At 62.2% G+C, this 26,263-nt stretch carries 22 protein-coding genes, 1 tRNA gene and 1 pseudogene; 21 read left to right on the top strand and 3 right to left on the bottom strand.

From position 1 onward, the window contains the following. Positions 1–78 precede the first annotated feature (78 nt). From tuf (AC56QP_RS01370) to rpoC, 13 genes and pseudogenes are all read left to right on the top strand, one after another. Positions 79–1,254: an elongation factor Tu gene (gene tuf / locus AC56QP_RS01370; RefSeq protein ID WP_256753628.1), complete on the top strand. Its 1,176-nt coding sequence runs from the start codon at positions 79–81 to the stop codon at positions 1,252–1,254. A gap of 163 nt (positions 1,255–1,417) precedes the next feature. Continuing rightward, positions 1,418–3,061, top strand: coding sequence for a COG3904 family protein (locus tag AC56QP_RS01365; RefSeq protein WP_489863427.1), 1,644 nt, complete (start codon positions 1,418–1,420; stop codon positions 3,059–3,061). Between the two features lie 97 nt (positions 3,062–3,158). After that, a complete protein-coding gene (locus tag AC56QP_RS01360; RefSeq protein WP_489861223.1) occupies positions 3,159–3,641 on the top strand; it encodes a group II truncated hemoglobin in 483 nt (160 codons plus the stop codon). 23 nt (positions 3,642–3,664) lie between these two features. Then, entirely contained in the window at positions 3,665–4,216 is a 552-nt protein-coding gene (locus AC56QP_RS01355; RefSeq protein ID WP_489861224.1) for a putative glycolipid-binding domain-containing protein, read from the top strand. An 81-nt stretch (positions 4,217–4,297) separates the two neighbouring features. Further along, positions 4,298–4,373: transfer RNA gene (locus AC56QP_RS01350), tRNA-Trp, on the top strand. A gap of 364 nt (positions 4,374–4,737) precedes the next feature. Beyond that, on the top strand, positions 4,738–4,941 hold the full coding sequence (gene secE, locus AC56QP_RS01345) for a preprotein translocase subunit SecE (protein WP_013531408.1): 204 nt from the start codon (positions 4,738–4,740) through the stop codon (positions 4,939–4,941). Between the two features lie 27 nt (positions 4,942–4,968). Next, the gene (gene nusG / locus AC56QP_RS01340; protein ID WP_256753630.1) at positions 4,969–5,496 is read left to right on the top strand and encodes a transcription termination/antitermination protein NusG; all 528 of its coding nucleotides are present in this window, start codon (positions 4,969–4,971) and stop codon (positions 5,494–5,496) included. A gap of 177 nt (positions 5,497–5,673) precedes the next feature. Further along, positions 5,674–6,102, top strand: a complete 429-nt coding sequence (rplK, locus tag AC56QP_RS01335) for a 50S ribosomal protein L11 (protein ID WP_006333334.1) — start codon at positions 5,674–5,676, stop codon at positions 6,100–6,102. A gap of 4 nt (positions 6,103–6,106) precedes the next feature. Continuing rightward, entirely contained in the window at positions 6,107–6,805 is a 699-nt protein-coding gene (gene rplA, locus AC56QP_RS01330; protein WP_091586448.1) for a 50S ribosomal protein L1, read from the top strand. A 392-nt stretch (positions 6,806–7,197) separates the two neighbouring features. Then, positions 7,198–7,716: a 50S ribosomal protein L10 gene (gene rplJ / locus AC56QP_RS01325; protein WP_095089664.1), complete on the top strand. Its 519-nt coding sequence runs from the start codon at positions 7,198–7,200 to the stop codon at positions 7,714–7,716. 54 nt (positions 7,717–7,770) lie between these two features. Then, complete coding sequence (gene rplL, locus AC56QP_RS01320; protein WP_091586446.1) at positions 7,771–8,148, top strand: 50S ribosomal protein L7/L12; 378 nt, start codon at positions 7,771–7,773, stop codon at positions 8,146–8,148. 250 nt (positions 8,149–8,398) lie between these two features. Next, the gene (gene rpoB / locus AC56QP_RS01315; RefSeq protein WP_489861225.1) at positions 8,399–12,535 is read left to right on the top strand and encodes a DNA-directed RNA polymerase subunit beta; all 4,137 of its coding nucleotides are present in this window, start codon (positions 8,399–8,401) and stop codon (positions 12,533–12,535) included. 130 nt (positions 12,536–12,665) lie between these two features. Then, a pseudogene (gene rpoC, locus AC56QP_RS01310) lies at positions 12,666–16,863 on the top strand (DNA-directed RNA polymerase subunit beta'). Between the two features lie 170 nt (positions 16,864–17,033). Here the strand turns inward: rpoC and AC56QP_RS01305 are convergent. The 3 genes from AC56QP_RS01305 to AC56QP_RS01295 form a co-directional block, all read right to left on the bottom strand. Next, complete coding sequence (locus AC56QP_RS01305; RefSeq protein ID WP_489861227.1) at positions 17,034–17,960, bottom strand: Gfo/Idh/MocA family protein; 927 nt, start codon at positions 17,958–17,960, stop codon at positions 17,034–17,036. A gap of 75 nt (positions 17,961–18,035) precedes the next feature. Further along, entirely contained in the window at positions 18,036–19,148 is a 1,113-nt protein-coding gene (locus AC56QP_RS01300) for a PLP-dependent cysteine synthase family protein (protein ID WP_489861228.1), read from the bottom strand. A gap of 16 nt (positions 19,149–19,164) precedes the next feature. Beyond that, on the bottom strand, positions 19,165–19,446 hold the full coding sequence (locus tag AC56QP_RS01295) for a transcriptional regulator (protein ID WP_489861229.1): 282 nt from the start codon (positions 19,444–19,446) through the stop codon (positions 19,165–19,167). A 463-nt stretch (positions 19,447–19,909) separates the two neighbouring features. Between AC56QP_RS01295 and rpsL the strand changes: the two genes are divergently transcribed. The 8 genes from rpsL to AC56QP_RS01255 all read left to right on the top strand — a co-directional run bounded on the left by rpsL (position 19,910) and on the right by AC56QP_RS01255 (position 26,260). Beyond that, on the top strand, positions 19,910–20,281 hold the full coding sequence (gene rpsL, locus AC56QP_RS01290) for a 30S ribosomal protein S12 (protein ID WP_006333356.1): 372 nt from the start codon (positions 19,910–19,912) through the stop codon (positions 20,279–20,281). A 74-nt stretch (positions 20,282–20,355) separates the two neighbouring features. Continuing rightward, positions 20,356–20,826 (top strand): 30S ribosomal protein S7, encoded by a 471-nt coding sequence (gene rpsG / locus AC56QP_RS01285; protein ID WP_008875664.1) that lies wholly within the window; start codon positions 20,356–20,358, stop codon positions 20,824–20,826. A 29-nt stretch (positions 20,827–20,855) separates the two neighbouring features. Continuing rightward, positions 20,856–22,946: an elongation factor G gene (fusA, locus tag AC56QP_RS01280; RefSeq protein WP_091586436.1), complete on the top strand. Its 2,091-nt coding sequence runs from the start codon at positions 20,856–20,858 to the stop codon at positions 22,944–22,946. A 66-nt stretch (positions 22,947–23,012) separates the two neighbouring features. Beyond that, on the top strand, positions 23,013–24,188 hold the full coding sequence (gene tuf / locus AC56QP_RS01275) for an elongation factor Tu (protein ID WP_256753628.1): 1,176 nt from the start codon (positions 23,013–23,015) through the stop codon (positions 24,186–24,188). Between the two features lie 69 nt (positions 24,189–24,257). After that, positions 24,258–24,566: a 30S ribosomal protein S10 gene (rpsJ, locus tag AC56QP_RS01270; RefSeq protein ID WP_010909272.1), complete on the top strand. Its 309-nt coding sequence runs from the start codon at positions 24,258–24,260 to the stop codon at positions 24,564–24,566. Between the two features lie 61 nt (positions 24,567–24,627). Beyond that, positions 24,628–25,350, top strand: a complete 723-nt coding sequence (rplC, locus tag AC56QP_RS01265; protein ID WP_091584603.1) for a 50S ribosomal protein L3 — start codon at positions 24,628–24,630, stop codon at positions 25,348–25,350. Then, the gene (gene rplD / locus AC56QP_RS01260; protein ID WP_489861230.1) at positions 25,350–25,970 is read left to right on the top strand and encodes a 50S ribosomal protein L4; all 621 of its coding nucleotides are present in this window, start codon (positions 25,350–25,352) and stop codon (positions 25,968–25,970) included. Before rplC ends, rplD begins: the two co-directional genes overlap by 1 nt. Further along, on the top strand, positions 25,967–26,260 hold the full coding sequence (locus AC56QP_RS01255; RefSeq protein WP_010909275.1) for a 50S ribosomal protein L23: 294 nt from the start codon (positions 25,967–25,969) through the stop codon (positions 26,258–26,260). Before rplD ends, AC56QP_RS01255 begins: the two co-directional genes overlap by 4 nt. Positions 26,261–26,263 lie beyond the last annotated feature (3 nt).

The following is a 26,263-nucleotide window of genomic DNA, read 5'->3' as shown; positions in this document are numbered from 1 at the left end:
TTGTGTTTTTTGGCCTTTGTCGCTAATCGCCCCGCATTCGACTGAACTGAAGGTCAAGGCCGTCCAAGGAAAGAGACTATGGCAAAAGGTAAATTCGAGCGCACTAAGCCTCATGTGAACATCGGCACGATTGGTCACGTTGACCATGGCAAGACGTCGCTGACGGCGGCGATCACGAAGTATTTTGGCGAATACAAGCGCTATGACCAGATCGATGCGGCGCCGGAAGAGAAGGCGCGCGGCATCACGATCTCGACGGCTCACGTTGAATACGAGACGGCTAACCGCCACTACGCTCACGTCGACTGCCCCGGCCACGCCGACTATGTGAAGAACATGATCACCGGTGCCGCGCAGATGGACGGCGCGATCCTGGTTGTTTCGGCTGCCGACGGCCCGATGCCGCAGACCCGCGAGCACATCCTGCTTGCCCGCCAGGTCGGCGTGCCGTCGATCGTCGTGTTCCTGAACAAGGTCGACCAGGTCGACGATGCGGAGCTGCTCGAACTGGTCGAGCTCGAGGTTCGCGAGCTTCTGACCAAGAACGAGTTCCCCGGCGACGACATTCCGATCGTCAAGGGTTCGGCGCTGGCTGCGTTGGAAGATTCCGACAAGAAGATCGGCGAGGACGCGATCCGCGAGCTGATGGCCGCGGTCGATGCCTACATCCCGACCCCGGTTCGTCCGCTCGACAAGCCGTTCCTGATGCCGATCGAGGACGTGTTCTCGATCTCGGGCCGTGGCACGGTGGTGACCGGCCGCGTCGAGCGCGGCGTAGTCAAGGTCGGCGAGGAGCTGGAGATCATCGGCATCCGTCCGACGACCAAGACGACCTGCACGGGCGTCGAGATGTTCCGCAAGCTGCTCGACCAGGGCCAGGCTGGCGACAACATCGGCGCGCTGCTGCGCGGCGTTGACCGTGAAGGTGTCGAGCGCGGCCAGGTTCTGGCCAAGCCCGGCACGGTGAAGCCGCACAAGAAGTTCGTGGCCGAAGCCTACATCCTGACCAAGGACGAGGGTGGCCGCCACACGCCGTTCTTCACCAACTACCGTCCGCAGTTCTACTTCCGCACGACCGACGTGACCGGCATCGTGTCGCTGCCGGAAGGCACCGAGATGGTGATGCCGGGCGACAACATCACGGTCGATGTCGAGCTGATCGTGCCGATCGCCATGGAAGAGAAGCTGCGCTTCGCCATCCGTGAAGGCGGCCGCACCGTCGGTGCCGGCATCGTCGTCACCATCAAAGAGTAATCGAGGCCGGCATTTGCCGGGTTGGATTCGAGATAGAAAGGGCGGTCCTTGGGCCGCCCTTTTCTTTTGATCTTCTTTTGATCGGTTGCCCATATTGTTGCCCGAACCTGTTGCAAGCCCTTGGACCTTGTCTAGTATGGTTGCATCGAGGGGCTTTTCCCAAATGCTTCCAGTGCGCCTTCCCCATCGTCAGGCATTGTGGTTGCTGAGGCTGATCTGCCTGCTGGCGTTGCTTGTGATGGGGCATTCGGCCTTTGCGACGGATACAACTCCGAACCCCGGTCCGACGATGCGGTTTGTCGTTGTCCGCAGCAATGCACCGGGTTGCGAGCCCATCTGCCCGGAATGGATCTCGGCTGAAGGCTCGATAGAAGCCGCAACGCCAGCTCTCTTCAAACGCATGCTGAAGACGCTTGGCGGGCGAAAACTGCCGATCGTCGTGGATTCTCCCGGCGGCAATGTCGATGCGGCGCTGACTCTTGGCCGGCTGATCCGCAAGAACAAGCTCGATGTCGCCGTCGGCAAGACCTGGTTCGATGGCTGTCTGCCCGATGTGAAGGACTGCACTGCGAATGACGGCAAGGGTGCCCGTTATTTCGGTGAGCCCTATGCCAGCGGTTCGATGTGCAATTCCGCCTGTCCGCTGATGTTTGCCGGCGGTGTCCGGCGTATCGTCGGCGAATGGGCCTATCTTGGTGTTCATCAGATCACCACGACCTATGTCCGCACGAAACTGCAATATCGCACCACCTATCGCGTCGTGGGGGGCAAGAAGAAGATACTCAACTCAAAGATCGTCAGCCGAAAGAATGCCGGCAGCTACAAGACCTATGAGATGAGCAAGGCGGTGGAGAAAAGGCTGACGGCTTATCTGGACGAGATGGGTGTCGACCAGGGCGTGCTCGAAACGATGAAGAGCACGCCGGCCAGCGAAATCCGCCAGATCAGCCTCGATGACATGCTGACGATGAAGCTGGCCACCAGCAAGGACGCTGTAGACCTGTTGACCAGCGCAAGCCTTTGCCTGCCCGACCAGTTGGCTCCGAACTGCCGGGAAATACCGGCGAGCAAGCCTGCCGGCGGCCCGACGGCCGCAGCCAAACCCTCGCCGCCACCGGTGGAGGGCGCACAAAGCGATGAAGACATGCGCTTTGTCGTGGTTCGCGGCAGCAATCCGCTCTGCAATCCCGACTGCCCGGAATGGATCTCGGCGCAAGGCGCGATTACGCCCCAGACCCCGCAGAAGCTGCGCCAGTTGCTGGCCACGCTTGGCGACCGGCGGCTGCCTGTGGTGATCAGTTCGCGGGGAGGCGACCTGTTTGGCGCTCTGGCGGCTGGACGACTTATCCATGAAAAGAAGCTCGACGTCGCCGTTGGCCGCACCGATTTCGTTGGCTGCGACCCGGTAGAGGCGGATTGTGCGGCCGAAGATGGCGCCTATGCGGGGCTGAGCATCGATGCGGGAGTGGAGTGCGGTTCGGCCTGCGCGCTCATGCTTGCCGGCGGCGTCAGGCGGCTTGTCGGTCCCCAGGCGCGGCTTGGCCTGCACCTGATGGGGCAGAAGCAGGTGGTCAAGGCTTTCCTGGAGGAGATGGCGATCGATCCTGGCCTGTTCACGGCGATTGAGCGACGCCCGGTCGAGCGTCGGCTTGAACCCGACATGATGCTGAAGGTCGGACTGACAACGGGACCGCAATCGGTCGACGCGCTGACCGGCGCCACCATCTGCAAGGCTGTTCCCAGGCCCGAAAATTGCCGGATCCTGCCATCCGCCAATGCCGAGGCCGACGCGCCCGCCAAATTGTAGAGCGTGGCGGCAACTGGCCATCGAGGTAGGTTGAGCCATGCTGGATTCTTCCGCTATCGTCGCTGCTGGCGGCGCCAGGGCTGGCGGAGGATAGAGAATGAGCGAGGATATCCCGACACTCTACGAATGGGCCGGCGGCATTGAGGCCCTGAACCGGCTGACCCAGACTTTCTATGACAAGGTGGCGCAAGACCCGATCGTCGGGCCGGTGTTCCGGGCCATGTCGCCCGATCACCCCGCCCACGTCGCGGCATTCATCGGCGAGGTTGTCGGCGGACCGAAAACCTACAGCGAGAAATTTGGTGGCCACCGCGAGATGGTCATGCATCATCTGGGCAAGCATCTGACGGAGGAGCAGCGCCGCCGCTGGATCAATCTTCTGGCCGATGCCGCCGACGCGGTCGGCCTGCCCGACGATCCTGAATTCCGATCGGCCTTCATGGGTTATGTCGAATGGGGCTCGCGGCTGGCCAAGATGAATTCCAATCTCGGCGAGACCTGCGATCCCGAAACGGAACCGATGCCCGCCTGGGGCTGGGGTGTGCCCGGCGGGCCGTATCGAGTACCGGACGCCAAATAGCTTCCAGTCGCCATGGAGGGTCGATGCCGGAAGATACGAAGATCGTGCGCTGGCGCGAGTGGGATGGCCCCGGTCTCGAACACCTCGTGTTGCGAGAGCGGGCAGGGGAGATTTCGGCCGACTCCGTCGTCATCTGTTCCGGCGAAACGCCGTTCGCTGTCCGCTATCGCATCGTCTGCGACGTCAGTTGGCGTGCCAGGAGCGTCACTGTCGACATGATCGGCACCGGCCAGACACTTGTTCTTGGCTCCGATGGCGATGGCCGCTGGACCAGGGACGGCTTGCCGATGCCCGAGCTTGGCGGCATTCTCGACCCTGATCTCACCGTCACCCCGTTCACCAACACGCTGCCGATCCGGCGATTGCGGCTGTCCACCGGGCAGAGTGCCGAGATCACCACCGCCTTCGTCGATCTCCCGGCACTTACCGTGATGAGCAACCCGCAACGCTACACTTGCCTCGAAGAGGGCAGGCGATATCTCTATGAATCGCGCGCCAGCGACTTCAGGCGTGAGCTTGAGATCGACCGCGATGGGCTGGTCGTCAGCTATCCAGATTTCTGGCAAAGGGGTTAAGGCGCGTTTGCTTGCAAACCACTCTTTACAGAGCGTGCGGAAGCTTTTAGGAAGCGCCTGCTGCGCCGACATGCGCACGATACGGGCATAGCTCAGTTGGTAGAGCGGCGGTCTCCAAAACCGCAGGTCGTAGGTTCGAGCCCTGCTGCCCGTGCCATTTCTCGAAATGGCCATAAAAAACGATATTTCTGCCGGCGTGCCTTTGAAAATTGGCGACCCGCTTGCCATATTAGGTCGACTGAGGCATAAGAGCCTCATAGCCGGGACGGAACGACTGGATGGTTCCGAGGCGGCGTTTGGTCATAAAGCGGACACTTGCCACTTGCGTGGATCAAGAATCGGTTTTATGTAGACGAAACAGACACGCGACGCGTGGAGCTGGGAAGCCGGCTTTACGCGTCTGATTTGCATGGGCGAAATGATTGCGCTGATTCGGCGCTGACTTGAGCTCAGGCGGCACGTCCCGGCCAGCGGGATCATCCAGGAGACCCGGCCAACGGGTCTTGAAGACAGAGCGGCATATGGCTTCGAAAACCACAAATCCTTTCGTCTTTCTCCAGCAGGTTCGCGCGGAGACCGCCAAGGTGACTTGGCCGTCGCGGCGCGAGACGATGATCTCGACGGTGATGGTTCTGGCCTTCGCTGTGATTGCGATGATCTTTTTCTTCACCGCCGATCAGCTCATGGGCCTTGCGGTCGAACAGATTCTGGGCATCGGACGCTAAGTCCGGCGATTACGGAGAAGTCTTGAAATGACCGCGCGCTGGTACATCGTCCACGCCTATTCGAACTTTGAAAAGAAGGTCGCCGAGGACATCGTCAACAAGGCCAAGCAGAAGGGCCTTTCCGCCGATATCGAGCAGATCGTGGTGCCGACCGAGAAGGTCGTCGAGGTTCGTCGCGGCCGCAAGGTCGATGCCGAGCGCAAGTTCTTCCCGGGCTATGTGCTCATCAAGGCCAACCTGACCGACGCTGTCTTCTCATTGGTGAAGAACACGCCGAAGGTCACCGGCTTCCTGGGCGACTCCAAGCCGGTGCCGATCACCGAGGTCGAGGCCCAGCGCATCCTGAACCAGGTGCAGGAGGGCGTCGAGAGGCCGAAGCCGTCGGTCACGTTCGAGATCGGCGAGGCGATCCGCGTTTCGGATGGTCCCTTCGCGTCGTTCAACGGTTTCGTCCAGGAAGTGGACGAGGAGCGGGCGCGGCTCAAGGTGGAAGTTTCGATCTTCGGGCGCGCCGTGCCTGTCGATCTGGAATTCGGACAGGTCGAAAAGGGCTGATCCGGAACCCCTGGCGCCGGTTTGGCGATCAGGGGAGACGGCGCAAGCAATTGCGCGGTCTTGAGAACGGTGGGAGGCGAAGGCGGCTTAGCCGGCCGCGGGAACCGCACCACCAGACTGCAACCGCCGGGGTTTCCTAGATAGTGGGGTCCGGCACAGACAAAGGCAGGAAAAGAGATGGCTAAGAAAATTGCAGGCCAGCTCAAGCTCCAGGTGAAAGCGGGATCGGCTACGCCGTCTCCCCCGATCGGCCCGGCGCTTGGTCAGCGTGGCATCAACATCATGGAATTCTGCAAGGCGTTCAACGCGCAGACCCAGGAAATGGAAAAGGGATCGCCGATTCCGGTCGTCATCACCTACTACCAGGACAAGTCCTTCACCTTCGTCATGAAGACGCCGCCGGTGAGCTACTTCCTGAAGAAGGCGGCGAACCTGACGTCGGGTTCGAAGGAGCCGGGCAAGATCAAGGCCGGCACGATCGGCCGCGACAAGGTGCGCGCCATCGCCGAGCAGAAGATGAAGGATCTGAACGCAAACGACGTCGAAGCGGCCATGCGCATGGTCGAGGGCTCCGCCCGCTCGATGGGTCTGGAAGTGGTGGGCTAAGATCATGGCAAAGATTGCAAAGCGTGTATCGAAGACCCGCGAAGGCATTGATCCCAACAAGGCTTATGCCCTGGGTGAAGCGCTGAAGCTGCTCAAGGACCGTTCTTCGGTCAAGTTCGACGAGACCATCGAAGTCGCCATGAACCTCGGTGTTGATCCTCGTCATGCCGACCAGATGGTCCGCGGCGTGGTCAATCTGCCGAACGGCACCGGCCGCTCGGTTCGTGTCGCCGTGTTCGCACGTGGCGACAAGGCCGAGGAAGCCAAGGCCGCTGGCGCCGACATCGTCGGTGCCGAGGATCTGGTCGACATCGTCCAGAAGGGCACGATCGATTTCGATCGCTGCATCGCCACGCCGGACATGATGCCGCTGGTCGGCCGTCTCGGCAAGGTGCTCGGCCCGCGCGGCATGATGCCGAACCCGAAGGTTGGCACCGTCACCACCGACGTCGCCGCAGCCGTCAAGGCATCGAAGGGTGGCGCTGTGGAGTTCCGCGTCGAAAAGGCCGGCATCGTCCATGCTGGCGTTGGCAAGGTTTCGTTCGAGGTCAAGGCCTTGGAAGAGAACATCCGCGCCTTCACCGACGCGGTGAACAAGGCAAAGCCGGCTGGCGCCAAGGGCAACTACGTCAAGAAGGTGTCGGTCACCTCGACGATGGGCCCGGGCCTCAAGCTCGACGTCGCGACGCTCGCCGCGTCCTGATACGACCATCCGGATCGGCTGCTAAATAGCTGATCCGCAAAGAATTCCGGGCCTCGGATTTATCCTGGGCCCGGTGCCGGAAGTCGAAAGGCTTCCGGACATCCTGTCCGAGATTGCAGGCGGCCCAAAAGCCTTAATTCATGTGGGCCTGCATGAGACGGGTGAAGACCTGACAAAGGAGCAAGTGCTCCAATGAAAGGTTCGAACCGTGTTTGCCTTTTGTCTGCGCATCGTCGGCTTGGCCGTCGGTGTGGCGAAAGGGGGCAGGATCCTCGAGCGTCGTTCGGGAGATCCGTTACTGGATGGCCCGGCCGACAAAAGGCAACCCGACGCCTGTCCTCGTGAATGGGAATGTTCCCGTTAACAGGATGGGGGTCAACTGGAGATAGGCAGTGGACAGAGCGGAAAAACGCGAACTCGTCACGGGCCTGAACGGTGCGTTCTCGAACGCAGGTTCAGTGGTCGTGGCCCACTACGCCGGTATCACCGTCGCGCAAATGAACGACCTTCGGTCGAAAATGCGCGCCGCCGGTGGCACCGTCAAAGTCGCGAAGAACCGTCTCGCCAAAATCGCTCTTCAGGGCACGGACTCCGCATCGATCATCGACCTGTTCAAGGGACAGACGCTGATCGCTTATTCGGAGGATCCGATTGCGGCGCCGAAGGTCGCGTCCGATTTCGCCAAGGGAAATGACAAGCTCGTCATTCTCGGCGGCGCAATGGGCACCACCTCGCTCAACGCCGACGGTGTGAAGGCACTCGCCACACTTCCGTCGCTCGATGAGCTGCGCGCCAGGCTGGTTGGCATGATCGCCACGCCGGCAACCCGGATCGCCCAGATCGTCAATGCGCCAGCGGCCTCGGTCGCGCGCGTCATCGGCGCTTACGCCCGGAAGGACGAGGCGGCATGAGGCCGTTCCTCGCTATCACAAACACACGTTCGAACCTTATGAAGGAATACAACAATGGCTGATCTCGCAAAGATCGTAGACGACCTTTCGAAGCTGACCGTCCTCGAGGCGGCCGAGCTGTCGAAGCTTCTGGAAGAAAAGTGGGGCGTTTCCGCCGCTGCTCCGGTGGCTGTTGCCGCCGCTGGCGGTGGTGCGGCCGCAGCTGCTCCGGCCGAGGAAAAGACGGAATTCGACGTCGTCCTCACCGAGGCAGGCGCTCAGAAGATCAACGTCATCAAGGAAGTCCGCGCTATCACCGGTCTTGGCCTCAAGGAAGCCAAGGATCTGGTCGAAGCGGCTCCGAAGCCGGTCAAGGAAGGCGTTTCCAAGGCCGACGCTGAGAAGTTCAAGGCCCAGCTGGAAGCAGCCGGCGCCAAGGTCGACCTGAAGTAAGCGTAAAAGCGGCGGACGGCCTCGCGCCGTCCGCCACTCCCTTGGCGCCAAGGGAGCACGCGTAGCGCGAGACGTACGAGAACCTCTTTCCTGAGGGCCGCCAACCGGCCTTCAGGAAACGGGTTTTCTCCCGTTTTAGCCGGCGCCGACAGGCGGCCGGAGAACAGATAGAGGGCCGCCGCCGAGGTGGCTCAGAATGCAAGGCGGGCCGCGGCGAGGCTCGTCCCGAGTTTAGAGCTAAGGAGCGACGATGGCCCAGACCCAGACTTTCAATGGCCGCAGACGCGTACGCAAGTTCTTCGGAAAGATCCCGGAAGTTGCGGAGATGCCGAACCTTATCGAGGTTCAGAAGGCATCCTATGACCAGTTCCTGATGGTGGCGGAGCCCAAGGGTGGGCGTCCGGACGAGGGACTGCAGGCCGTTTTCAAGTCGGTTTTCCCGATTCAGGACTTTTCCGGTTCCTCGATGCTGGAGTTCGTGAAGTACGAGTTCGAAGGACCGAAATTCGACGTTGACGAATGCCGTCAGCGCGACCTCACCTATGCCGCGCCGCTGAAGGTGACGCTGCGCCTCATCGTGTTCGATATCGACGAGGATACCGGCGCCAAGTCGATCAAGGACATCAAGGAGCAGGACGTCTACATGGGCGACATGCCGCTCATGACCTTGAACGGCACCTTTATCGTCAATGGTACCGAGCGCGTCATCGTCTCGCAGATGCACCGTTCGCCGGGCGTCTTCTTCGACCACGACAAGGGCAAGTCGCATTCGTCGGGCAAGCTTCTGTTTGCCGCGCGCGTCATCCCCTATCGCGGCTCGTGGCTCGACATCGAGTTCGATTCCAAGGACGTCGTGCACGCCCGCATCGATCGCCGCCGCAAGATTCCGGTGACGTCGCTGCTGATGGCGCTCGGCATGGACGGCGAAGAGATCCTGTCGACCTTCTACAACAAGATCACCTACAAGCGGGCCGGTGACCACTGGCGCATTCCGTTCAACGTCGAACGTTTCCGCGGCCTCAAGGCCGTCGGCGACCTGGTCGATGCCGATACGGGCGAGATCGTTGTCGAAGCCGGCAAGAAGATCACCGCCCGCCAGGCACGTCAGCTTGGCGAGAAGGGCCTGAAGGCGATCAAGGCGACCGACGAGGACCTGCTCGGCAACTACCTTGCCGAGGATATCGTCAACTATGGCACGGGCGAGATCTTCCTCGAAGCCGGCGACGAGATCGACGAAAAGACGCTGAAAGTGCTGCTCGGCACCGGCGAGGACGAGATCAAGGTTCTCGACATCGACCACGTCAATGTCGGCGCCTATATCCGCAACACGCTCAACGTCGACAAGAACGAGAGCCGCCAGGACGCGCTGTTCGACATCTATCGCGTCATGCGCCCCGGCGAGCCGCCGACGCTCGAGACCGCCGAAGCCATGTTCAACTCGCTGTTCTTCGACAGCGAGCGCTACGATCTGTCGGCCGTTGGCCGCGTCAAGATGAACATGCGCCTTGAACTCAAGGCCGAGGACACCGTGCGCGTGCTGCGCAAGGACGACATCCTGGCCGTGGTCAAGACGCTGGTCGAACTGCGCGACGGCAAGGGCGAGATCGACGACATCGACAATCTCGGCAACCGTCGCGTGCGTTCGGTCGGCGAGCTGATGGAAAACCAGTACCGCGTCGGCCTGCTGCGCATGGAGCGCGCGATCAAGGAGCGTATGTCCTCGATCGAGATCGACACGGTCATGCCGCAGGACCTGATCAACGCCAAGCCGGCGGCCGCCGCCGTGCGCGAGTTCTTCGGTTCCTCGCAGCTGTCGCAGTTCATGGACCAGACCAACCCGCTGTCGGAAATCACCCACAAGCGCCGTCTCTCGGCGCTTGGACCGGGCGGTCTGACCCGCGAGCGTGCCGGCTTCGAGGTGCGCGACGTGCACCCGACGCACTACGGCCGCATCTGCCCGATCGAGACGCCGGAAGGCCCGAATATCGGTCTGATCAACTCGCTGGCCACCTTCGCACGCGTCAACAAATACGGCTTCATCGAGAGCCCGTACCGCAAGATCGTCGATGGCAAGCTAACCAATGACGTCGTCTATCTGTCGGCGATGGAAGAGGCCAAGCACCATGTCGCGCAGGCCAACGCCGAGCTCGACAAGAATGGTGGTTTCGTCGACGAATTCGTCATTTGCCGCAGCGCCGGCGAAGTGATGATGGCGCCGCGCGAAAACGTCGATCTGATGGACGTGTCGCCCAAGCAGATGGTGTCGGTGGCCGCGGCCCTGATCCCGTTCCTCGAGAACGACGACGCCAACCGCGCTCTGATGGGCTCGAACATGCAGCGTCAGGCCGTGCCGCTGGTGCGCGCCGAAGCGCCGTTTGTCGGCACCGGCATGGAGCCGATCGTTGCTCGTGACTCGGGCGCCGCCATCGGCGCCCGCCGCGGCGGCATCGTCGACCAGGTGGACGCGACGCGTATCGTCATTCGCGCCACCGAGGATCTCGACCCGGGCAAGTCCGGCGTCGACATCTACCGGCTGATGAAGTTCCAGCGTTCGAACCAGAACACCTGCATCAACCAGCGTCCGCTGGTGCGCATGGGCGACCGGGTCAACAAGGGCGACATCATTGCCGACGGCCCGTCTACCGAGCTCGGTGATCTGGCGCTCGGCCGTAACGTGCTGGTCGCGTTCATGCCGTGGAACGGCTACAACTACGAGGACTCGATCCTCCTGTCCGAGCGCATCGTCGCCGACGACGTCTTCACCTCGATCCACATCGAGGAGTTCGAGGTCATGGCGCGCGATACCAAGCTCGGACCAGAGGAAATCACGCGCGATATTCCCAATGTCTCGGAAGAAGCGCTGAAGAACCTCGATGAAGCCGGCATCGTCTATATCGGTGCCGAAGTTCAGCCGGGTGACATCCTGGTCGGCAAGATCACGCCGAAGGGCGAAAGCCCGATGACGCCGGAAGAGAAGCTTCTGCGCGCCATCTTCGGCGAAAAGGCTTCGGACGTGCGCGACACCTCGATGCGCATGCCTCCGGGCACCTTCGGCACCGTCGTCGAGGTGCGCGTGTTCAATCGCCACGGTGTGGAGAAGGACGAGCGCGCCATGGCGATCGAGCGCGAGGAGATCGAACGCCTCGCCAAGGACCGCGACGACGAGCAGGCGATTCTGGACCGCAACGTCTACGCGCGCCTTTCCGACGTGCTCGTCGGCAAGGAAGCAATCGCTGGACCGAAGGGCTTCAAGAAGGGCTCGACGCTGTCCAAGGATACGCTCGACGAGTATCCGCGTTCGCAGTGGTGGCAGTTTGCCGTGGAGAACGAAAAGCTCCAGAGCGAACTGGAAGCCCTGCGTGGCCAGTACGACGACTCCAAGAAGGCGCTCGAACAGCGCTTCATGGACAAGGTCGAGAAGGTGCAGCGCGGCGACGAGATGCCTCCCGGCGTCATGAAGATGGTCAAGGTCTTCGTGGCCGTGAAGCGCAAGATGCAGCCCGGCGACAAGATGGCCGGCCGTCACGGCAACAAGGGTGTCGTGTCGCGGATCGTTCCGGTCGAGGACATGCCTTTCCTCGAGGACGGCACGCATGCCGATATCGTGCTCAACCCGCTGGGTGTGCCGAGCCGCATGAATGTCGGCCAGATCCTGGAAACGCATCTGGGCTGGGCATGCGCGGGCATGGGCAAGAAGATCGGCGAGCTGATCGACGCGTACAAGGTAGCCGGCGACATCAAGCCGCTGCGCAAGACGCTCGAAAGCTTCATCCCGGCCAACGACCGCAACGAGCCGGTTCGTGAATATGACGACGAGAGCATCGTTCGCCTCAGCGAGCAGATGCGCCGCGGCGTCTCGATCGCGACACCGGTGTTCGACGGCGCGCACGAGGCTGACATCAACATCATGCTGGAGCAGGCGGGCCTGCACACCAGCGGTCAGTCGCAGCTCTATGACGGACGCACCGGCGAGCCGTTCGATCGCAAGGTGACGATGGGCTACATCTACATGCTCAAGCTTCACCATCTCGTGGACGACAAGATCCACGCGCGTTCGATCGGTCCGTACTCGCTCGTCACCCAGCAGCCGCTGGGCGGCAAGGCGCAGTTCGGTGGCCAGCGCTTCGGCGAGATGGAGGTCTGGGCGCTGGAAGCGTACGGCGCCGCCTACACGCTGCAGGAAATGCTGACGGTGAAGTCGGACGACGTCGCCGGCCGCACCAAGGTCTACGAGGCGATCGTCCGTGGCGACGACACCTTCGAGGCCGGCATTCCCGAGAGCTTCAACGTGCTCGTCAAGGAAATGCGGTCCCTCGGCCTCAATGTCGAGCTGGAGAACACCAAGCTCGACGACAACCCTGTCCGGCTGCCCGACGCGGCCGAGTAAGCAAGACGTCCGGTCGCGGTTTCCGCGACCGGACGCACCAATTCTTCGGCCGGTGGCCGACAAAAGACGGCGGGCGTTTGGCCCGCGCTAGATGCAAGGGGTTTTCGAGGACCCCGAAAAGGAGAACGGCATGAACCAAGAGGTCATGAATCTCTTCAATCCCCAGGCGCCGGCGCAGGTGTTCGATTCCATCCGGATATCGCTCGCCAGCCCTGAGAAGATTCTGTCCTGGTCGTTCGGCGAGATCAAGAAGCCGGAGACCATCAACTACCGCACCTTCAAGCCGGAGCGTGACGGTCTGTTCTGCGCGCGCATTTTTGGCCCGATCAAGGACTATGAATGCCTGTGCGGCAAGTACAAGCGCATGAAGTACAAGGGCGTCATCTGCGAGAAGTGCGGCGTCGAAGTCACGCTGTCGCGCGTCCGTCGCGAGCGCATGGGCCATATCGAGCTCGCCGCGCCCGTCGCCCATATCTGGTTCCTGAAGTCGCTGCCATCGCGCATCGGCACGCTGCTCGACATGACCTTGAAGGACATCGAGCGCGTCCTCTACTTCGAGAACTACATCGTCACCGAGCCTGGCCTCACCGCGTTGAAGGAGCACCAGCTGCTCAGCGAGGAAGAGTACATGATCGCCGTCGACGAGTATGGCGAGGATCTCGTTCACCGCCATGATCGGCGCCGAGGCCATTCATGACCTTCTGGCCGGCATGGATCTGGAGAAGATCGCCGGCGACCTGCGTTCGGAACTGGCTTCGACCACGTCCGAGCTCAAGCAGAAGAAGTATCTGAAGCGGCTCAAGGTCGTCGAGAACTTCATGGAATCCGGCAACCGTCCGGAATGGATGATCATGAAGGTGGTTCCGGTGATCCCGCCGGATCTGCGTCCGCTCGTCCCGCTGGACGGCGGCCGCTTCGCCACCTCGGATCTGAACGATCTCTACCGCCGCGTCATCAACCGCAACAACCGTCTGAAGCGGCTGATCGAGTTGCGCGCCCCCGGCATCATCGTGCGCAATGAAAAGCGCATGCTGCAGGAAGCCGTCGATGCGCTGTTCGACAATGGCCGTCGCGGCCGCGTCATCACCGGCGCCAACAAGCGTCCGTTGAAGTCGCTGTCCGACATGCTCAAGGGCAAGCAGGGCCGGTTCCGCCAGAACCTGCTCGGCAAGCGCGTCGACTATTCCGGCCGTTCGGTCATCGTCACCGGTCCGGAGCTCAAGCTCCACCAGTGCGGCCTGCCGAAGAAGATGGCGCTCGAGCTGTTCAAGCCCTTCATCTACGCCCGTCTTGACGCCAAGGGTTACTCCTCGACCGTCAAGCAGGCCAAGAAGCTGGTCGAGAAGGAGCGTCCGGAAGTCTGGGATATCCTCGACGAGGTCATCCGCGAGCATCCGGTGCTCTTGAACCGTGCGCCGACGCTGCACCGCCTCGGCATCCAGGCGTTCGAGCCGATCCTGATCGAAGGCAAGGCGATCCAGCTGCATCCGCTGGTCTGCACGGCCTTCAACGCCGACTTCGACGGCGATCAGATGGCCGTTCACGTGCCGCTGTCGCTGGAAGCGCAGCTTGAAGCCCGCGTGCTGATGATGTCGACCAACAACATCCTGCACCCGGCTTCCGGCGCGCCGATCATCGTGCCGTCGCAGGACATGGTTCTGGGTCTCTACTATCTCTCGATCGTCAACCAGAACGAGCCGGGCGAAGGCATGGTGTTTGCCGACATGGGCGAACTCCAGCACGCGCTCGAGACCAAGGCGGTGACGCTGCACGCCAAGATCAAGGGTCGCTTCCGCACGGTCGACGCCGAAGGCAAGGTCGTGTCGAAGATCCATGACACCACCCCTGGCCGCATGATCATCGGCGAGCTTCTGCCGAAGAACGTTAACGTGCCCTACGAGACCGCCAACCAGGAGATGACCAAGAAGAACATCTCCAAGATGATCGACACCGTCTACCGCCATTGCGGTCAGAAGGAGACAGTCATTTTCTGCGATCGCATCATGGCACTCGGCTTCGCTCATGCCTGCCGCGCCGGCATTTCGTTCGGCAAGGACGACATGCTGATCCCGGACGCCAAGATCAAGCTGGTCTCCGACACCGAGGCTTTGGCCAAGGAATACGAGCAGCAGTACAATGACGGTCTGATCACGCAGGGCGAGAAGTACAACAAGGTCGTCGACGCCTGGGCCAAGTGCTCGGAAAAGGTCGCCGACGAAATGATGGCCCGCATCAAGGCGGTCGAGTTCGAGGACAATGGCCGTCAGAAGCCGATGAACTCGATCTACATGATGTCGCACTCCGGTGCGCGTGGCTCGCCCACCCAGATGCGCCAACTCGCCGGCATGCGTGGCCTGATGGCCAAACCGTCGGGTGAAATCATCGAGACGCCGATCATCTCGAACTTCAAGGAAGGCCTGACCGTGCTCGAGTACTTCAACTCGACCCACGGCGCCCGCAAGGGTCTGGCCGACACCGCCTTGAAGACGGCGAACTCGGGTTACCTCACCCGTCGTCTGGTCGACGTGGCGCAGGACTGCATCGTCAACTCCGTCGACTGCGGCACCGACAAGGGCCTCACCATGCAGCCGATCGTCGATGCCGGCCAGGTCGTCGCTTCCGTCGGCCAGCGCGTGCTGGGTCGTACGTCGCTCGACGACATCATCCATCCGGTGTCGGGAGAGATCCTGGTGAAAGCCGGAACGCTGATGGACGAGCGTGACGTCGAACAGATCGAAAAGGCCGGCGTCCAGTCGGTTCGCATTCGCTCGGCACTGACTTGCGAAGTCAGGGTTGGCGTCTGCGCGGTCTGCTACGGTCGCGATCTGGCTCGCGGCACCCCGGTCAACCAGGGTGAAGCTGTCGGCGTCATCGCGGCGCAGTCGATCGGCGAGCCGGGCACCCAGCTCACCATGCGTACCTTCCACATGGGCGGCACCGCGCAGGTGGTGGACAGCTCGTTCCTTGAAGCCTCGTATGAGGGCAAGGTCGAGATCCGCAACCGCAACGTGGTGCGCAACTCCGACGGCCAGCAGATGGTCATGGGCCGCAACATGGCGGTGCTGATCCTCGATGAAGCCGGCAAGGAGCGCGCCACGCACCGTCTCACCTATGGTTCGCGTATCTTCGTGGACGATGGCGACAAGGTGAAGCGCGGCCAGCGTATCGCCGAGTGGGATCCCTATACCCGTCCGGTCCTCACCGAAATCGAGGGCAGGGTGTCGTACGAGGATCTGGTCGACGGCATTTCCGTGCAGGAAACGGCCGACGAGTCGACCGGCATCACCAAGCGTGAGGTCATCGACTGGCGCTCGACGCCACGCGGCAACGACCTCAAGCCGGCGATTGCCATCCAGGACGCCAAGGGCAAGGTCGGCAAGCTGTCGAAGGGTGGCGACGCCCGCTTCCTGCTCTCGGTCGAGGCCATTCTTTCGGTCGAGCCGGGTGCGCAGGTTCGCCCCGGCGACGTGCTGGCGCGTATCCCGATGGAAAGCGCCAAGACCAAGGACATCACCGGCGGTCTGCCGCGTGTTGCCGAACTGTTCGAGGCACGTCGTCCGAAGGATCACGCCATCATCGCCGAGATCGACGGCACGATCCGCTTCGGCCGCGACTACAAGAACAAGCGTCGCATCATCATCGAGCCGCATGACTCGACGCTTGAGCCGGTCGAGTACCTGATCCCGAAGGGCAAGCCGTTCCATCTCCAGGACGGCGACGTCATCGAGAAGGGCGACTACATCCTCGACGGCAATCCGGCGCCGCACGACATCCTGGCGATCAAGGGCGTGGAGGCACTTGCTTCCTACCTCGTCAACGAGATCCAGGAAGTCTACCGCCTGCAGGGCGTGTCGATCAACGACAAGCACATCGAGGTGATCGTTCGCCAGATGCTGCAGAAGGTCGAGATCACCACGCAGGGCGACTCGACCTACATTCCGGGCGACCACGTCGATGTGATCGAACTGGAAGAGGTCAACGAGCGCCTGATCGAGGACGGCAAGAAGCCGGCCGAAGGCCAGCCGGTGCTCCTGGGCATCACCAAGGCGTCGCTGCAGACCCCGTCCTTCATCTCGGCCGCCTCCTTCCAGGAGACGACCAGGGTGCTGACGGAAGCCGCTGTTGCCGGCAAGACCGACATGCTGCAGGGGCTGAAAGAAAACGTCATCGTCGGCCGGCTTATCCCGGCCGGCACCGGCGGCACGATGAGCCAGATCCGGCGCATCGCCACCTCGCGCGACGAACTGATCATCGACGAGCGCCGCAAGGCCTCCGGTGTGGAAGTCGCCGAGCCGATGCTGACCGACATGGTTACCGCCGCTCAGTAAGCGCGACGGTAAAAATCTCAGGCAACGAGGCCGTCGGGGCAACCCGGCGGCCTATTTTTTTCTGCGTTGCAGTCGGCCAATCCATGCCAGTGGCGACGGAGTAGGGCGGCGCGCCGCGCGTGAGATGATCGGAGAATCGGAGCAGAGGTCGCTTTTTGCAACCTCGTGGCTCAGTCGAAAAACGCCTCGACGACGTTGCGCTTGCCGAGCATGAAAGCGTCGGCCACGTGCTGGAGCGGAGCGAGATCGACATCCGAGGTGCCGGCACGGACAATCTCCGCGAAGCGCTTGTATAGCATCGGATATTCCGCTTCGGGTTCGTCATGGACGACGCGGCCGTCGATGGCGAGCTTCGAGCCGCCGCCCGACAGCACCATCGCGCCCTTGTCGGTGTCGGCCAGGATGTCCCAGCTTTGCGGGCCGGTCTGGAGCCAGTCGAGTTCCATCGTCACTGGCAACCCGTTCGAGGTGCGGAAGGCGACGTGTGCCGCGACCGGAGCGTCGCGGTTCGCTGGAAAGTCGAGAACCGCCGAGGTGATGAACAGTGCCGGCAGGATGTGGGTCACAATTGACAGCGCATTGATGCCGGGATCGAAGACGCCGAAGCCGCCGGGGGCCCAGATCCACTCCTGGTTCGGATGCCAGCGGCGCACATCTTCCTTCCAGTTGACGGCGGCAGAGCTGATGCGGGCCGAGCTCAGAAACGCGCGCGCGGCCTCGACCGCCGGCGCATAGCGCGAGTGCCAACTGGCGAACAACGAGACGCCGTTCTTCACCGCCAATGCCCTCAGGTCCTCGACCTCGCTGACAGTGGCGCCCGGGGGCTTCTCCAGGAAGACATGTTTCTTCGCTTCGAGCGCCGCGCGCGCGGCGTCATAACGAAATTGCGGCGGCATGCAGAGCGATACGGCCTCGAGCTCCGGCACCGCGTCGAGCATGGATTCGATATCGGGGAAATTCGGGATGTCATCCACCTTGCCATGCCGGCTGGCGGCCGCGACGAGACGATAGTTCTGGTCTTTCGCCAGGGCCGGCAGGTGCTGGTCGCGGACGATCTTGCCGACACCGACGATGCCTATCTTGATGGGCTGGGACACGGCCGCTCCGTCTGTTGGATGATGGTGAGCGTTTCTTATCAGAACACTTGCCCCGGGCAAGCCGAAGCCGGAAGGTCAGCCCCAGCTTTCCTCGAACTGCAGCGCCAATTTTCCGCCCGCCAGAAAAGCCTCGATCGCCGGCTCGAAAGGCGAGGGGTCGAGATTGTTCGCTGCCAGCCATTCGTCGGAATAATAGGTGTTGGCATAGCGGTCGCCGGAATCGCACATCAGCGTCACCAATGAGCCGGCCTTGCCCTCCTCGACCATGCGCGCGGCCTGGAGGCACATGGCGATGAAGTTCGTGCCGGTCGAGCCGCCGACACGGCGACCGAGTCGGCGCGACAGAACCCGCATCGCCGCCAGCGACACCGCGTCCGGCACCCGCAGCATATGATCGATAACGCCCGGCACGAAGGAGGGCTCCACGCGCGGCCGGCCGATGCCTTCGATCCGCGACGGCTGTTCGCAGCGGCAGTCGGCGTTCTTGGTGGCAAAACCGTCGAAGAAAGCGGAACGCTCCACGTCGGCGACCGACAGCCGCGTCGAATGCTGTTTGTAGCGCAGGAAGCGGCCGATGGTGGCGGTGGTGCCACCGGTGCCGGCGCTCATAACAATCCAGGCCGGGATCGGATGACGCTCCTCGCGCATTTGCCCGAAGATCGATTCAGCGATGTTGTTGTTGCCGCGCCAGTCGGTCGCCCGCTCGGCATGGGTGAATTGGTCCATGAAATGGCCACCGAGTTTCGCCGCCAGTTCGGCCGACTCGGCATAGATGCGCCTGCCATCGTCGATGAAGTGGCAGGTGCCGCCATAGTGTTCGATCGCGGTGATCTTTTCGCGCGACGTCGAGCGCGGCATCACGGCATAGAACGGCACGCCGATCATGCGGGCGAAATACGCTTCCGACACCGCCGTCGAACCCGACGACGCTTCGATCACCGGCGCACCTTCGCGGATGAGACCATTGCACAGCGCATGGAGAAACAGCGAGCGCGCCAGCCGGTGCTTCAGGCTGCCGGTCGGATGGGTGGATTCATCCTTGAGGTAGAAGTCGATGCCGGCCACCGCCGGCAGATCAAGCTTCCAGAGATGCGTGTCGGCCGAACGGCGCTGGTCGGCCTCGATCGCGGCGACCGCCCTGTCGGCCCAGGCTCGGGATGCAGGTCCAGCCGCTTTTGATCCAGCCATCATTCGTGACCTGGTTTCAGATCGGCACGTCAAAGGTAACGATGGACACTTCACCTTCGAGCGCGCCCTGGAAGGCCGACAGATGCGGCTCCTCGTCCGGCACGCCCTCCATATCGCCGATCTGGTCGAGCTCGGCCTCCGCGTACCCCTCCGCGGCAAGCGATTCGAGCACGCGGCGCACCGCCGAATCGTCATCGGGCGCAACCAGCATCACGTGCACGCCTTCCGGCTTGCCGCCCTTTCTCTTCCACACCCTGCCGGTGATGATGGTGACCGGGCGTTCTTCATTGTCATTCACGGGCCGATTCCTCCGGGCGAGGGGATCTTGACTGCTCATGCGGCTTTTTCGCATGAAAGCAGGGCCGCGCAACAGCCTACAGCCGGTCACTTTCTTCCTCGCCCTTGCAAAATGGCGAAAGAAAATTACATGCGGTTTTCGCATGGCTGCCAAGCCCCGGCTTCAATGCAATATTTGCCACTCCGGGGTTGACGGTTCGCGGGCTTACGAGTAGAAGCCGGCCAGTCAGAACCGATGTGAGGCTCTCCCTTCCGAAGCGACACGCTTTGGAGTTTGCTTCAAACAGGGTTCGTTTTACGAGCGAAAAGACATTTCCGGCGTGCACGAAGCGGCTTCCGCTTCCTCTGCCATTTGTTCGGGCAAGACCGCGAGGCGCGGTTTGTGGCCCGAATTTGCGTATGGAAATGACGCTTTGAGCGGCCCTGACCGGGCGAGACACGGAATTGAGAGACAAGAGGGTTTAATGCCTACCGTCAACCAGCTGATCCGCAAGCCGCGCATAGCGCCGGTGAAGCGCAACAAGGTCCCGGCCATGCAGCAGAACCCGCAGAAGCGGGGCGTCTGCACGCGCGTCTACACCACGACGCCGAAGAAGCCGAACTCGGCGCTGCGCAAGGTGGCCAAGATCCGCCTGACCAATGGTTTTGAAGTGATCGGGTACATCCCCGGCGAAGGCCACAACCTTCAGGAACACTCCGTGGTCATGATCCGCGGCGGCCGCGTCAAGGATCTTCCGGGCGTGCGTTACCACATCATCCGCGGCGTGCTCGACACGCAGGGCGTGAAGAACCGCAAGCAGCGTCGTTCGAAGTACGGCGCCAAGCGTCCGAAGTGACCGAAGCGTAGCGAAGGTCATCCCGGCAAATATCCGGGATCCAGGCCACCACGCATAATTGAGGCAGAGAAAAAATGTCCCGTCGTCACAGTGCAGAAAAGCGTGAGATCAATCCGGACCCGAAGTTCGGCGATCTGATCGTTACCAAGTTCATGAACGCCGTCATGTATGACGGCAAGAAGTCGGTTGCCGAGACCATCGTCTACGGTGCGCTCGACCAGGTTCAGTCGAAGACCAAGCAGGAGCCGGTCACCGTCTTCCATCAGGCGCTCGACAATGTCGCGCCGCATGTCGAAGTGCGTTCGCGCCGCGTCGGCGGTGCCACCTACCAGGTTCCGGTCGACGTGCGCCCCGAGCGCCGCCAGGCCTTGGCCATCCGCTGGCTGATCGCTGCTGCCCGCAACCGCAACGAGACCACCATGGTCGACCGCCTCTCCGGCGAGCTGATGGACGCGGCCAACAACCGCGGCACGGCTGTCAAGAAGCGTGAAGACACCCACAAGATGGCTGAAGCCAACCGCGCTTTCGCGCACTACCGCTGGTAAAGCGCGAACGAGACTGAGAGGCAGCTACGATGGCCCGCGAATACAAAATCGAAGACTACCGCAATTTCGGTATCATGGCGCATATTGACGCCGGCAAGACGACGACCACCGAGCGCGTCCTCTATTACACGGGCAAGTCGCACAAGATCGGCGAAGTCCACGACGGCGCTGCCACCATGGACTGGATGGAGCAGGAGCAGGAGCGCGGCATCACCATCACGTCGGCCGCGACCACGACCTTCTGGAAGGGTCGCAGCGGCAAGATGTACCGCTTCAACATCATCGACACCCCCGGACACGTCGACTTCACCATCGAAGTCGAGCGTTCGCTGCGCGTTCTCGATGGCGCCATCGCGCTGCTCGATGCCAATGCCGGTGTCGAGCCGCAGACGGAAACCGTCTGGCGTCAGGCCGACAAGTACCGCGTCCCGCGCATGATCTTCTGCAACAAGATGGACAAGATCGGCGCCGACTTCTACCGCTCGGTCGAGATGATCGGTTCGCGCCTTGGTGCGCATGCCGTCGTCATGCAGTTGCCGATCGGCGCCGAGACCGAGTTCAAGGGCGTTGTCGACCTCGTCGAGATGAACGCGCTGGTCTGGCGCGACGAGACGCTGGGCGCTGCCTGGGACGTTGTCGAGATCCCTGACGACCTCAAGGCTCGTGCGGAAGAATACCGCGAGAAGATGATCGAGGCCGCCGTCGAAATGGACGAGACGGCGCTCGAGAACTACCTCGAAGGCAAGATGCCGTCGAATGACGAGATCCGCGCGCTGATCCGCAAGGGCACCATCGCGGTGAAGTTCTATCCGATGTTCTGCGGCTCGGCCTTCAAGAACAAGGGCGTGCAGCCGCTGCTCGACGCCGTCGTCGAATATCTGCCGTCGCCGGCCGATGTTCCTGCCATCAAGGGCGTCGACGCCAAGACCGACGCCGAGATCGAGCGTCACGCCGACGACAGCGAGCCGCTGTCGATGCTGGCCTTCAAGATCATGAACGACCCGTTCGTCGGTTCGCTGACCTTTGCCCGCATCTATTCGGGCAAGCTCACCAAGGGCATTTCGGTCGACAACACCGTCAAGGGCAAGAAAGAGCGCATCGGCCGCATGCTGCAGATGCATGCGAATTCGCGCGCCGACGTCGAAGAGGCTTTCGCCGGCGACATTGTCGCTCTGGCTGGCCTCAAGGACACGACCACCGGCGACACGCTCAGTGATCCGCTGCATCCGGTCATTCTCGAGCGCATGGAATTCCCCGACCCGGTCATCCAGATCGCGATCGAGCCGAAGACCAAGAACGACCAGGAAAAGATGGGCCTCGCCCTTCACCGTCTGGCGGCCGAGGATCCGTCCTTCCGCGTCAAGACCGATGAGGAAAGCGGTCAGACCATTATCTCCGGCATGGGCGAGTTGCACCTCGACATCATCGTTGACCGCATGCGCCGCGAGTTCAAGGTCGAGGCCAATGTCGGCGCGCCGCAGGTGGCCTATCGCGAGACGATCACCCGCAAGCACGAGCAGGACTACACGCACAAGAAGCAGACCGGTGGTACCGGCCAGTTCGCTCGCGTCAAGATCCTCTTCGAGCCGAATCCGGACAGCAGCGAATTCGAGTTCGAGACCAAGATCGTCGGCGGCGCCGTGCCGAAGGAATACATCCCCGGTGTCGAAAAGGGCATCAACAGCGTCATGACCTCGGGTCCGTTCGCGGGCTTCCCGATGATCGGCGTCAAGGCGACGCTGATCGACGGCGCCTACCACGATGTGGACTCCAGCGTTCTGGCCTTCGAAATCGCCGGCCGCGCCTGCTTCCGTGAAGCCGCGCCCAAGCTTGGCGTGCAGCTGCTCGAGCCGATCATGAAGGTCGAGGTGGTGACACCGGAAGACTACGTCGGCAGCGTCATCGGCGACCTGAACGGCCGTCGCGGCCAGATCCAGGGCCAGGAAGCGCGCGGTGTTGCAGTTGTCATCAACGCGATGGTGCCGCTCGCCAACATGTTCAAGTACGTCGACAACCTGCGCTCGATGAGCCAGGGCCGCGCGGCCTACACGATGCAGTTCGATCATTACGAGCCTGTGCCGACCGCGGTCGCCCAGGAAGTCCAGAAGAAATACGCGTAACTCGAACGGGTTGCAGCGGTAACTTAATTCAAGGCCCGCACGGGCGAGCAGGATTGGAGACATCACATGGCAAAAGGTAAATTCGAGCGCACTAAGCCTCATGTGAACATCGGCACGATTGGTCACGTTGACCATGGCAAGACGTCGCTGACGGCGGCGATCACGAAGTATTTTGGCGAATACAAGCGCTATGACCAGATCGATGCGGCGCCGGAAGAGAAGGCGCGCGGCATCACGATCTCGACGGCTCACGTTGAATACGAGACGGCTAACCGCCATTACGCTCACGTCGACTGCCCCGGCCACGCCGACTATGTGAAGAACATGATCACCGGTGCCGCGCAGATGGACGGCGCGATCCTGGTTGTTTCGGCTGCCGACGGCCCGATGCCGCAGACCCGCGAGCACATCCTGCTTGCCCGCCAGGTCGGCGTGCCGTCGATCGTCGTGTTCCTGAACAAGGTCGACCAGGTCGACGATGCGGAGCTGCTCGAACTGGTCGAGCTCGAGGTTCGCGAGCTTCTGACCAAGAACGAGTTCCCCGGCGACGACATTCCGATCGTCAAGGGTTCGGCGCTGGCTGCGTTGGAAGATTCCGACAAGAAGATCGGCGAGGACGCGATCCGCGAGCTGATGGCCGCGGTCGATGCCTACATCCCGACCCCGGTTCGTCCGCTCGACAAGCCGTTCCTGATGCCGATCGAGGACGTGTTCTCGATCTCGGGCCGTGGCACGGTGGTGACCGGCCGCGTCGAGCGCGGCGTAGTCAAGGTCGGCGAGGAGCTGGAGATCATCGGCATCCGTCCGACGACCAAGACGACCTGCACGGGCGTCGAGATGTTCCGCAAGCTGCTCGACCAGGGCCAGGCTGGCGACAACATCGGCGCGCTGCTGCGCGGCGTTGACCGTGAAGGTGTCGAGCGCGGCCAGGTTCTGGCCAAGCCCGGCACGGTGAAGCCGCACAAGAAGTTCGTGGCCGAAGCCTACATCCTGACCAAGGACGAGGGTGGCCGCCACACGCCGTTCTTCACCAACTACCGTCCGCAGTTCTACTTCCGCACGACCGACGTGACCGGCATCGTGTCGCTGCCGGAAGGCACCGAGATGGTGATGCCGGGCGACAACATCACGGTCGATGTCGAGCTGATCGTGCCGATCGCCATGGAAGAGAAGCTGCGCTTCGCCATCCGTGAAGGCGGCCGCACCGTCGGTGCCGGCATCGTCGTCACCATCAAAGAGTAATTTGGACTTAAACCGATCTGTCGCGGGCGCAGGATATGCCCGCGCCGCGCCAGAACAAGGAAGTGACGCATGAACGGACAGAATATCCGCATCCGCCTGAAGGCGTTTGATCACCGCGTGCTCGACGCCTCGACAAAGGAAATCGTGTCGACGGCCAAGCGCACCGGTGCCAACGTCCGCGGCCCCATTCCGCTGCCGACGCGGATCGAAAAGTTCACGGTCAACCGGTCGCCTCACGTCGACAAGAAGAGCCGCGAGCAGTTCGAGATGCGCACGCACAAGCGTCTGCTCGACATCGTCGATCCGACCCCGCAGACGGTCGATGCTTTGATGAAGCTCGATCTGGCCGCCGGTGTGGACGTCGAGATCAAGCTCTAAGGGAATGAGAGCGCGGTAAGGGGCGGTGCCCCTGGCCCGGAACTCTAAAGGAATTGAACCGATGCGTTCAGGTGTGATTGCAAAGAAGGTGGGAATGACCCGCATCTATAACGATGCCGGGGAACATGTTCCCGTCACCGTTCTCCAGATGGAGAACTGCCAGGTCGTGGCGCAGCGCACGCAGGAGAAGAATGGCTACACCGCCGTTCAGCTCGGCGTTGGCCTTGCCAAGGTGAAGAACACGTCGAAGGCGATGCGCGGCCATTTCGCGACCGCTTCCGTCGAGCCGAAGGCGAAGGTCGCCGAGTTCCGCGTCTCCGCGGACAACATGATCGATGTCGGCGCCGAGATCACTGTCGAGCACTTCGTTCCCGGCCAGAAGGTCGATGTGACCGGCACGACGATCGGCAAGGGCTTCCAGGGCGTGATCAAGCGTCACCACATGGGTGGTGGCCGCGCGACCCACGGTAACTCGGTATCGCACCGTACCCACGGTTCGACCGGTCAGCGCCAGGACCCCGGCAAGGTGTTCAAAGGCAAGCATATGGCTGGCCACATGGGCGACACCCGCGTCACAACGCAGAATGTCGAGATCGTTTCGACCGACGCCGATCGCGGCCTGATCCTGATCCGCGGTGCGGTTCCCGGATCGAAGGGCGCCTGGATCCTGGTCCGCGATGCGGCCAAGGTGGCACTGCCGGCCAATGCGCCGAAGCCCGCCGCGATCCGCCCAGTTGCGGCAGCTGCTAAGAACGAGGCTCCGGCCACAGAGGGAGCGGAATAATGGATCTCAAGATCACAACGCTTGGCGGCAAGGACGCCGGCAAGGTGAAACTCTCCGAGGAGATTTTCGGCCTTGATCCGCGCGAGGACATCCTGCAGCGCGTCGTGCGCTGGCAGCTAGCCAAGAAGCAGCAGGGCACGCACAAGGCCAAGGGCCGCGCCGAGATCGCGCGCACCGGCGCCAAGATGTACAAGCAGAAGGGTACGGGCCGCGCCCGTCACCATTCGGCACGCGCTCCGCAGTTCCGCGGCGGTGGCAAGGCCCATGGCCCGGTCGTCCGCAGCCACGAGCACGATCTGCCGAAGAAGGTGCGCGCGCTCGGCCTCAAGCATGCCCTCTCGGCCAAGGCCAAGAGCGCGTCGATCATCATCATCGACGAGCTGAAGCTGACCGAGGCCAAGACGAAGGCGCTGCTCGCGAATTTCGCGACGCTGGGCCTGAGCAACGCCCTGTTGATCGGCGGCGCCGAGCTTGACAAGAACTTCAAGCTGGCCGCGACGAATATCCCGAACATCGACGTGCTGCCCATCCAGGGCATCAACGTCTACGACATTCTGCGCCGCGGCACGCTGGTCCTTTCGAAGGCCGCCGTCGAGGCTCTCGAGGAGCGCTTTAAATGACCGACCTTCGTCACTACGACGTGATCGTCAGCCCGGCGATCACCGAAAAGTCGACCATGGCTTCCGAGCAGAACCAGGTCGTCTTCAACGTCGCCAAGAAGGCGTCGAAGCCGGAAATCAAGGCTGCCGTCGAAGCGCTGTTCGGCGTCAAGGTGATGGCCGTGAACACGCTTGTCCGCAAGGGCAAGATCAAGCGCTTCCGCGGCACGATCGGCCGCCAGAGCGACGTCAAGAAGGCGATTGTGACGCTGGCCGACGGCCAGTCGATCGACGTCGCGACGGGTCTCTGAGCA

This window comes from Mesorhizobium sp. RCAM 05104, assembly GCF_059683645.1.
Note: the sequence above shows the minus strand (reverse complement) of the source record. Positions and strands in the feature narration are given on the sequence as shown.

Bases quoted from the DNA above. Each gene is read 5' to 3' on its own strand.
- AC56QP_RS01365 (WP_489863427.1), top strand. From the start codon at position 1,418: ATGCTTCCAGTGCGCCTTCCCCATCGTCAGGCATTGTGGTTGCTGAGG.
- AC56QP_RS01300 (WP_489861228.1), bottom strand. From the start codon at position 19,148: ATGGCTGGATCAAAAGCGGCTGGACCTGCATCCCGAGCCTGGGCCGAC.
- rplA (WP_091586448.1), top strand. From the start codon at position 6,107: ATGGCAAAGATTGCAAAGCGTGTATCGAAGACCCGCGAAGGCATTGAT.
- AC56QP_RS01255 (WP_010909275.1), top strand. From the start codon at position 25,967: ATGACCGACCTTCGTCACTACGACGTGATCGTCAGCCCGGCGATCACC.
- rpsG (WP_008875664.1), top strand. From the start codon at position 20,356: ATGTCCCGTCGTCACAGTGCAGAAAAGCGTGAGATCAATCCGGACCCG.
- rpsJ (WP_010909272.1), top strand. From the start codon at position 24,258: ATGAACGGACAGAATATCCGCATCCGCCTGAAGGCGTTTGATCACCGC.
- rplL (WP_091586446.1), top strand. From the start codon at position 7,771: ATGGCTGATCTCGCAAAGATCGTAGACGACCTTTCGAAGCTGACCGTC.
- nusG (WP_256753630.1), top strand. From the start codon at position 4,969: ATGACCGCGCGCTGGTACATCGTCCACGCCTATTCGAACTTTGAAAAG.
- rpoB (WP_489861225.1), top strand. From the start codon at position 8,399: ATGGCCCAGACCCAGACTTTCAATGGCCGCAGACGCGTACGCAAGTTC.
- tuf (WP_256753628.1), top strand. From the start codon at position 23,013: ATGGCAAAAGGTAAATTCGAGCGCACTAAGCCTCATGTGAACATCGGC.
- rpsL (WP_006333356.1), top strand. From the start codon at position 19,910: ATGCCTACCGTCAACCAGCTGATCCGCAAGCCGCGCATAGCGCCGGTG.
- rplC (WP_091584603.1), top strand. From the start codon at position 24,628: ATGCGTTCAGGTGTGATTGCAAAGAAGGTGGGAATGACCCGCATCTAT.
- secE (WP_013531408.1), top strand. From the start codon at position 4,738: ATGGCTTCGAAAACCACAAATCCTTTCGTCTTTCTCCAGCAGGTTCGC.
- AC56QP_RS01360 (WP_489861223.1), top strand. From the start codon at position 3,159: ATGAGCGAGGATATCCCGACACTCTACGAATGGGCCGGCGGCATTGAG.
- AC56QP_RS01355 (WP_489861224.1), top strand. From the start codon at position 3,665: ATGCCGGAAGATACGAAGATCGTGCGCTGGCGCGAGTGGGATGGCCCC.
- tuf (WP_256753628.1), top strand. From the start codon at position 79: ATGGCAAAAGGTAAATTCGAGCGCACTAAGCCTCATGTGAACATCGGC.
- rplK (WP_006333334.1), top strand. From the start codon at position 5,674: ATGGCTAAGAAAATTGCAGGCCAGCTCAAGCTCCAGGTGAAAGCGGGA.
- fusA (WP_091586436.1), top strand. From the start codon at position 20,856: ATGGCCCGCGAATACAAAATCGAAGACTACCGCAATTTCGGTATCATG.
- rplD (WP_489861230.1), top strand. From the start codon at position 25,350: ATGGATCTCAAGATCACAACGCTTGGCGGCAAGGACGCCGGCAAGGTG.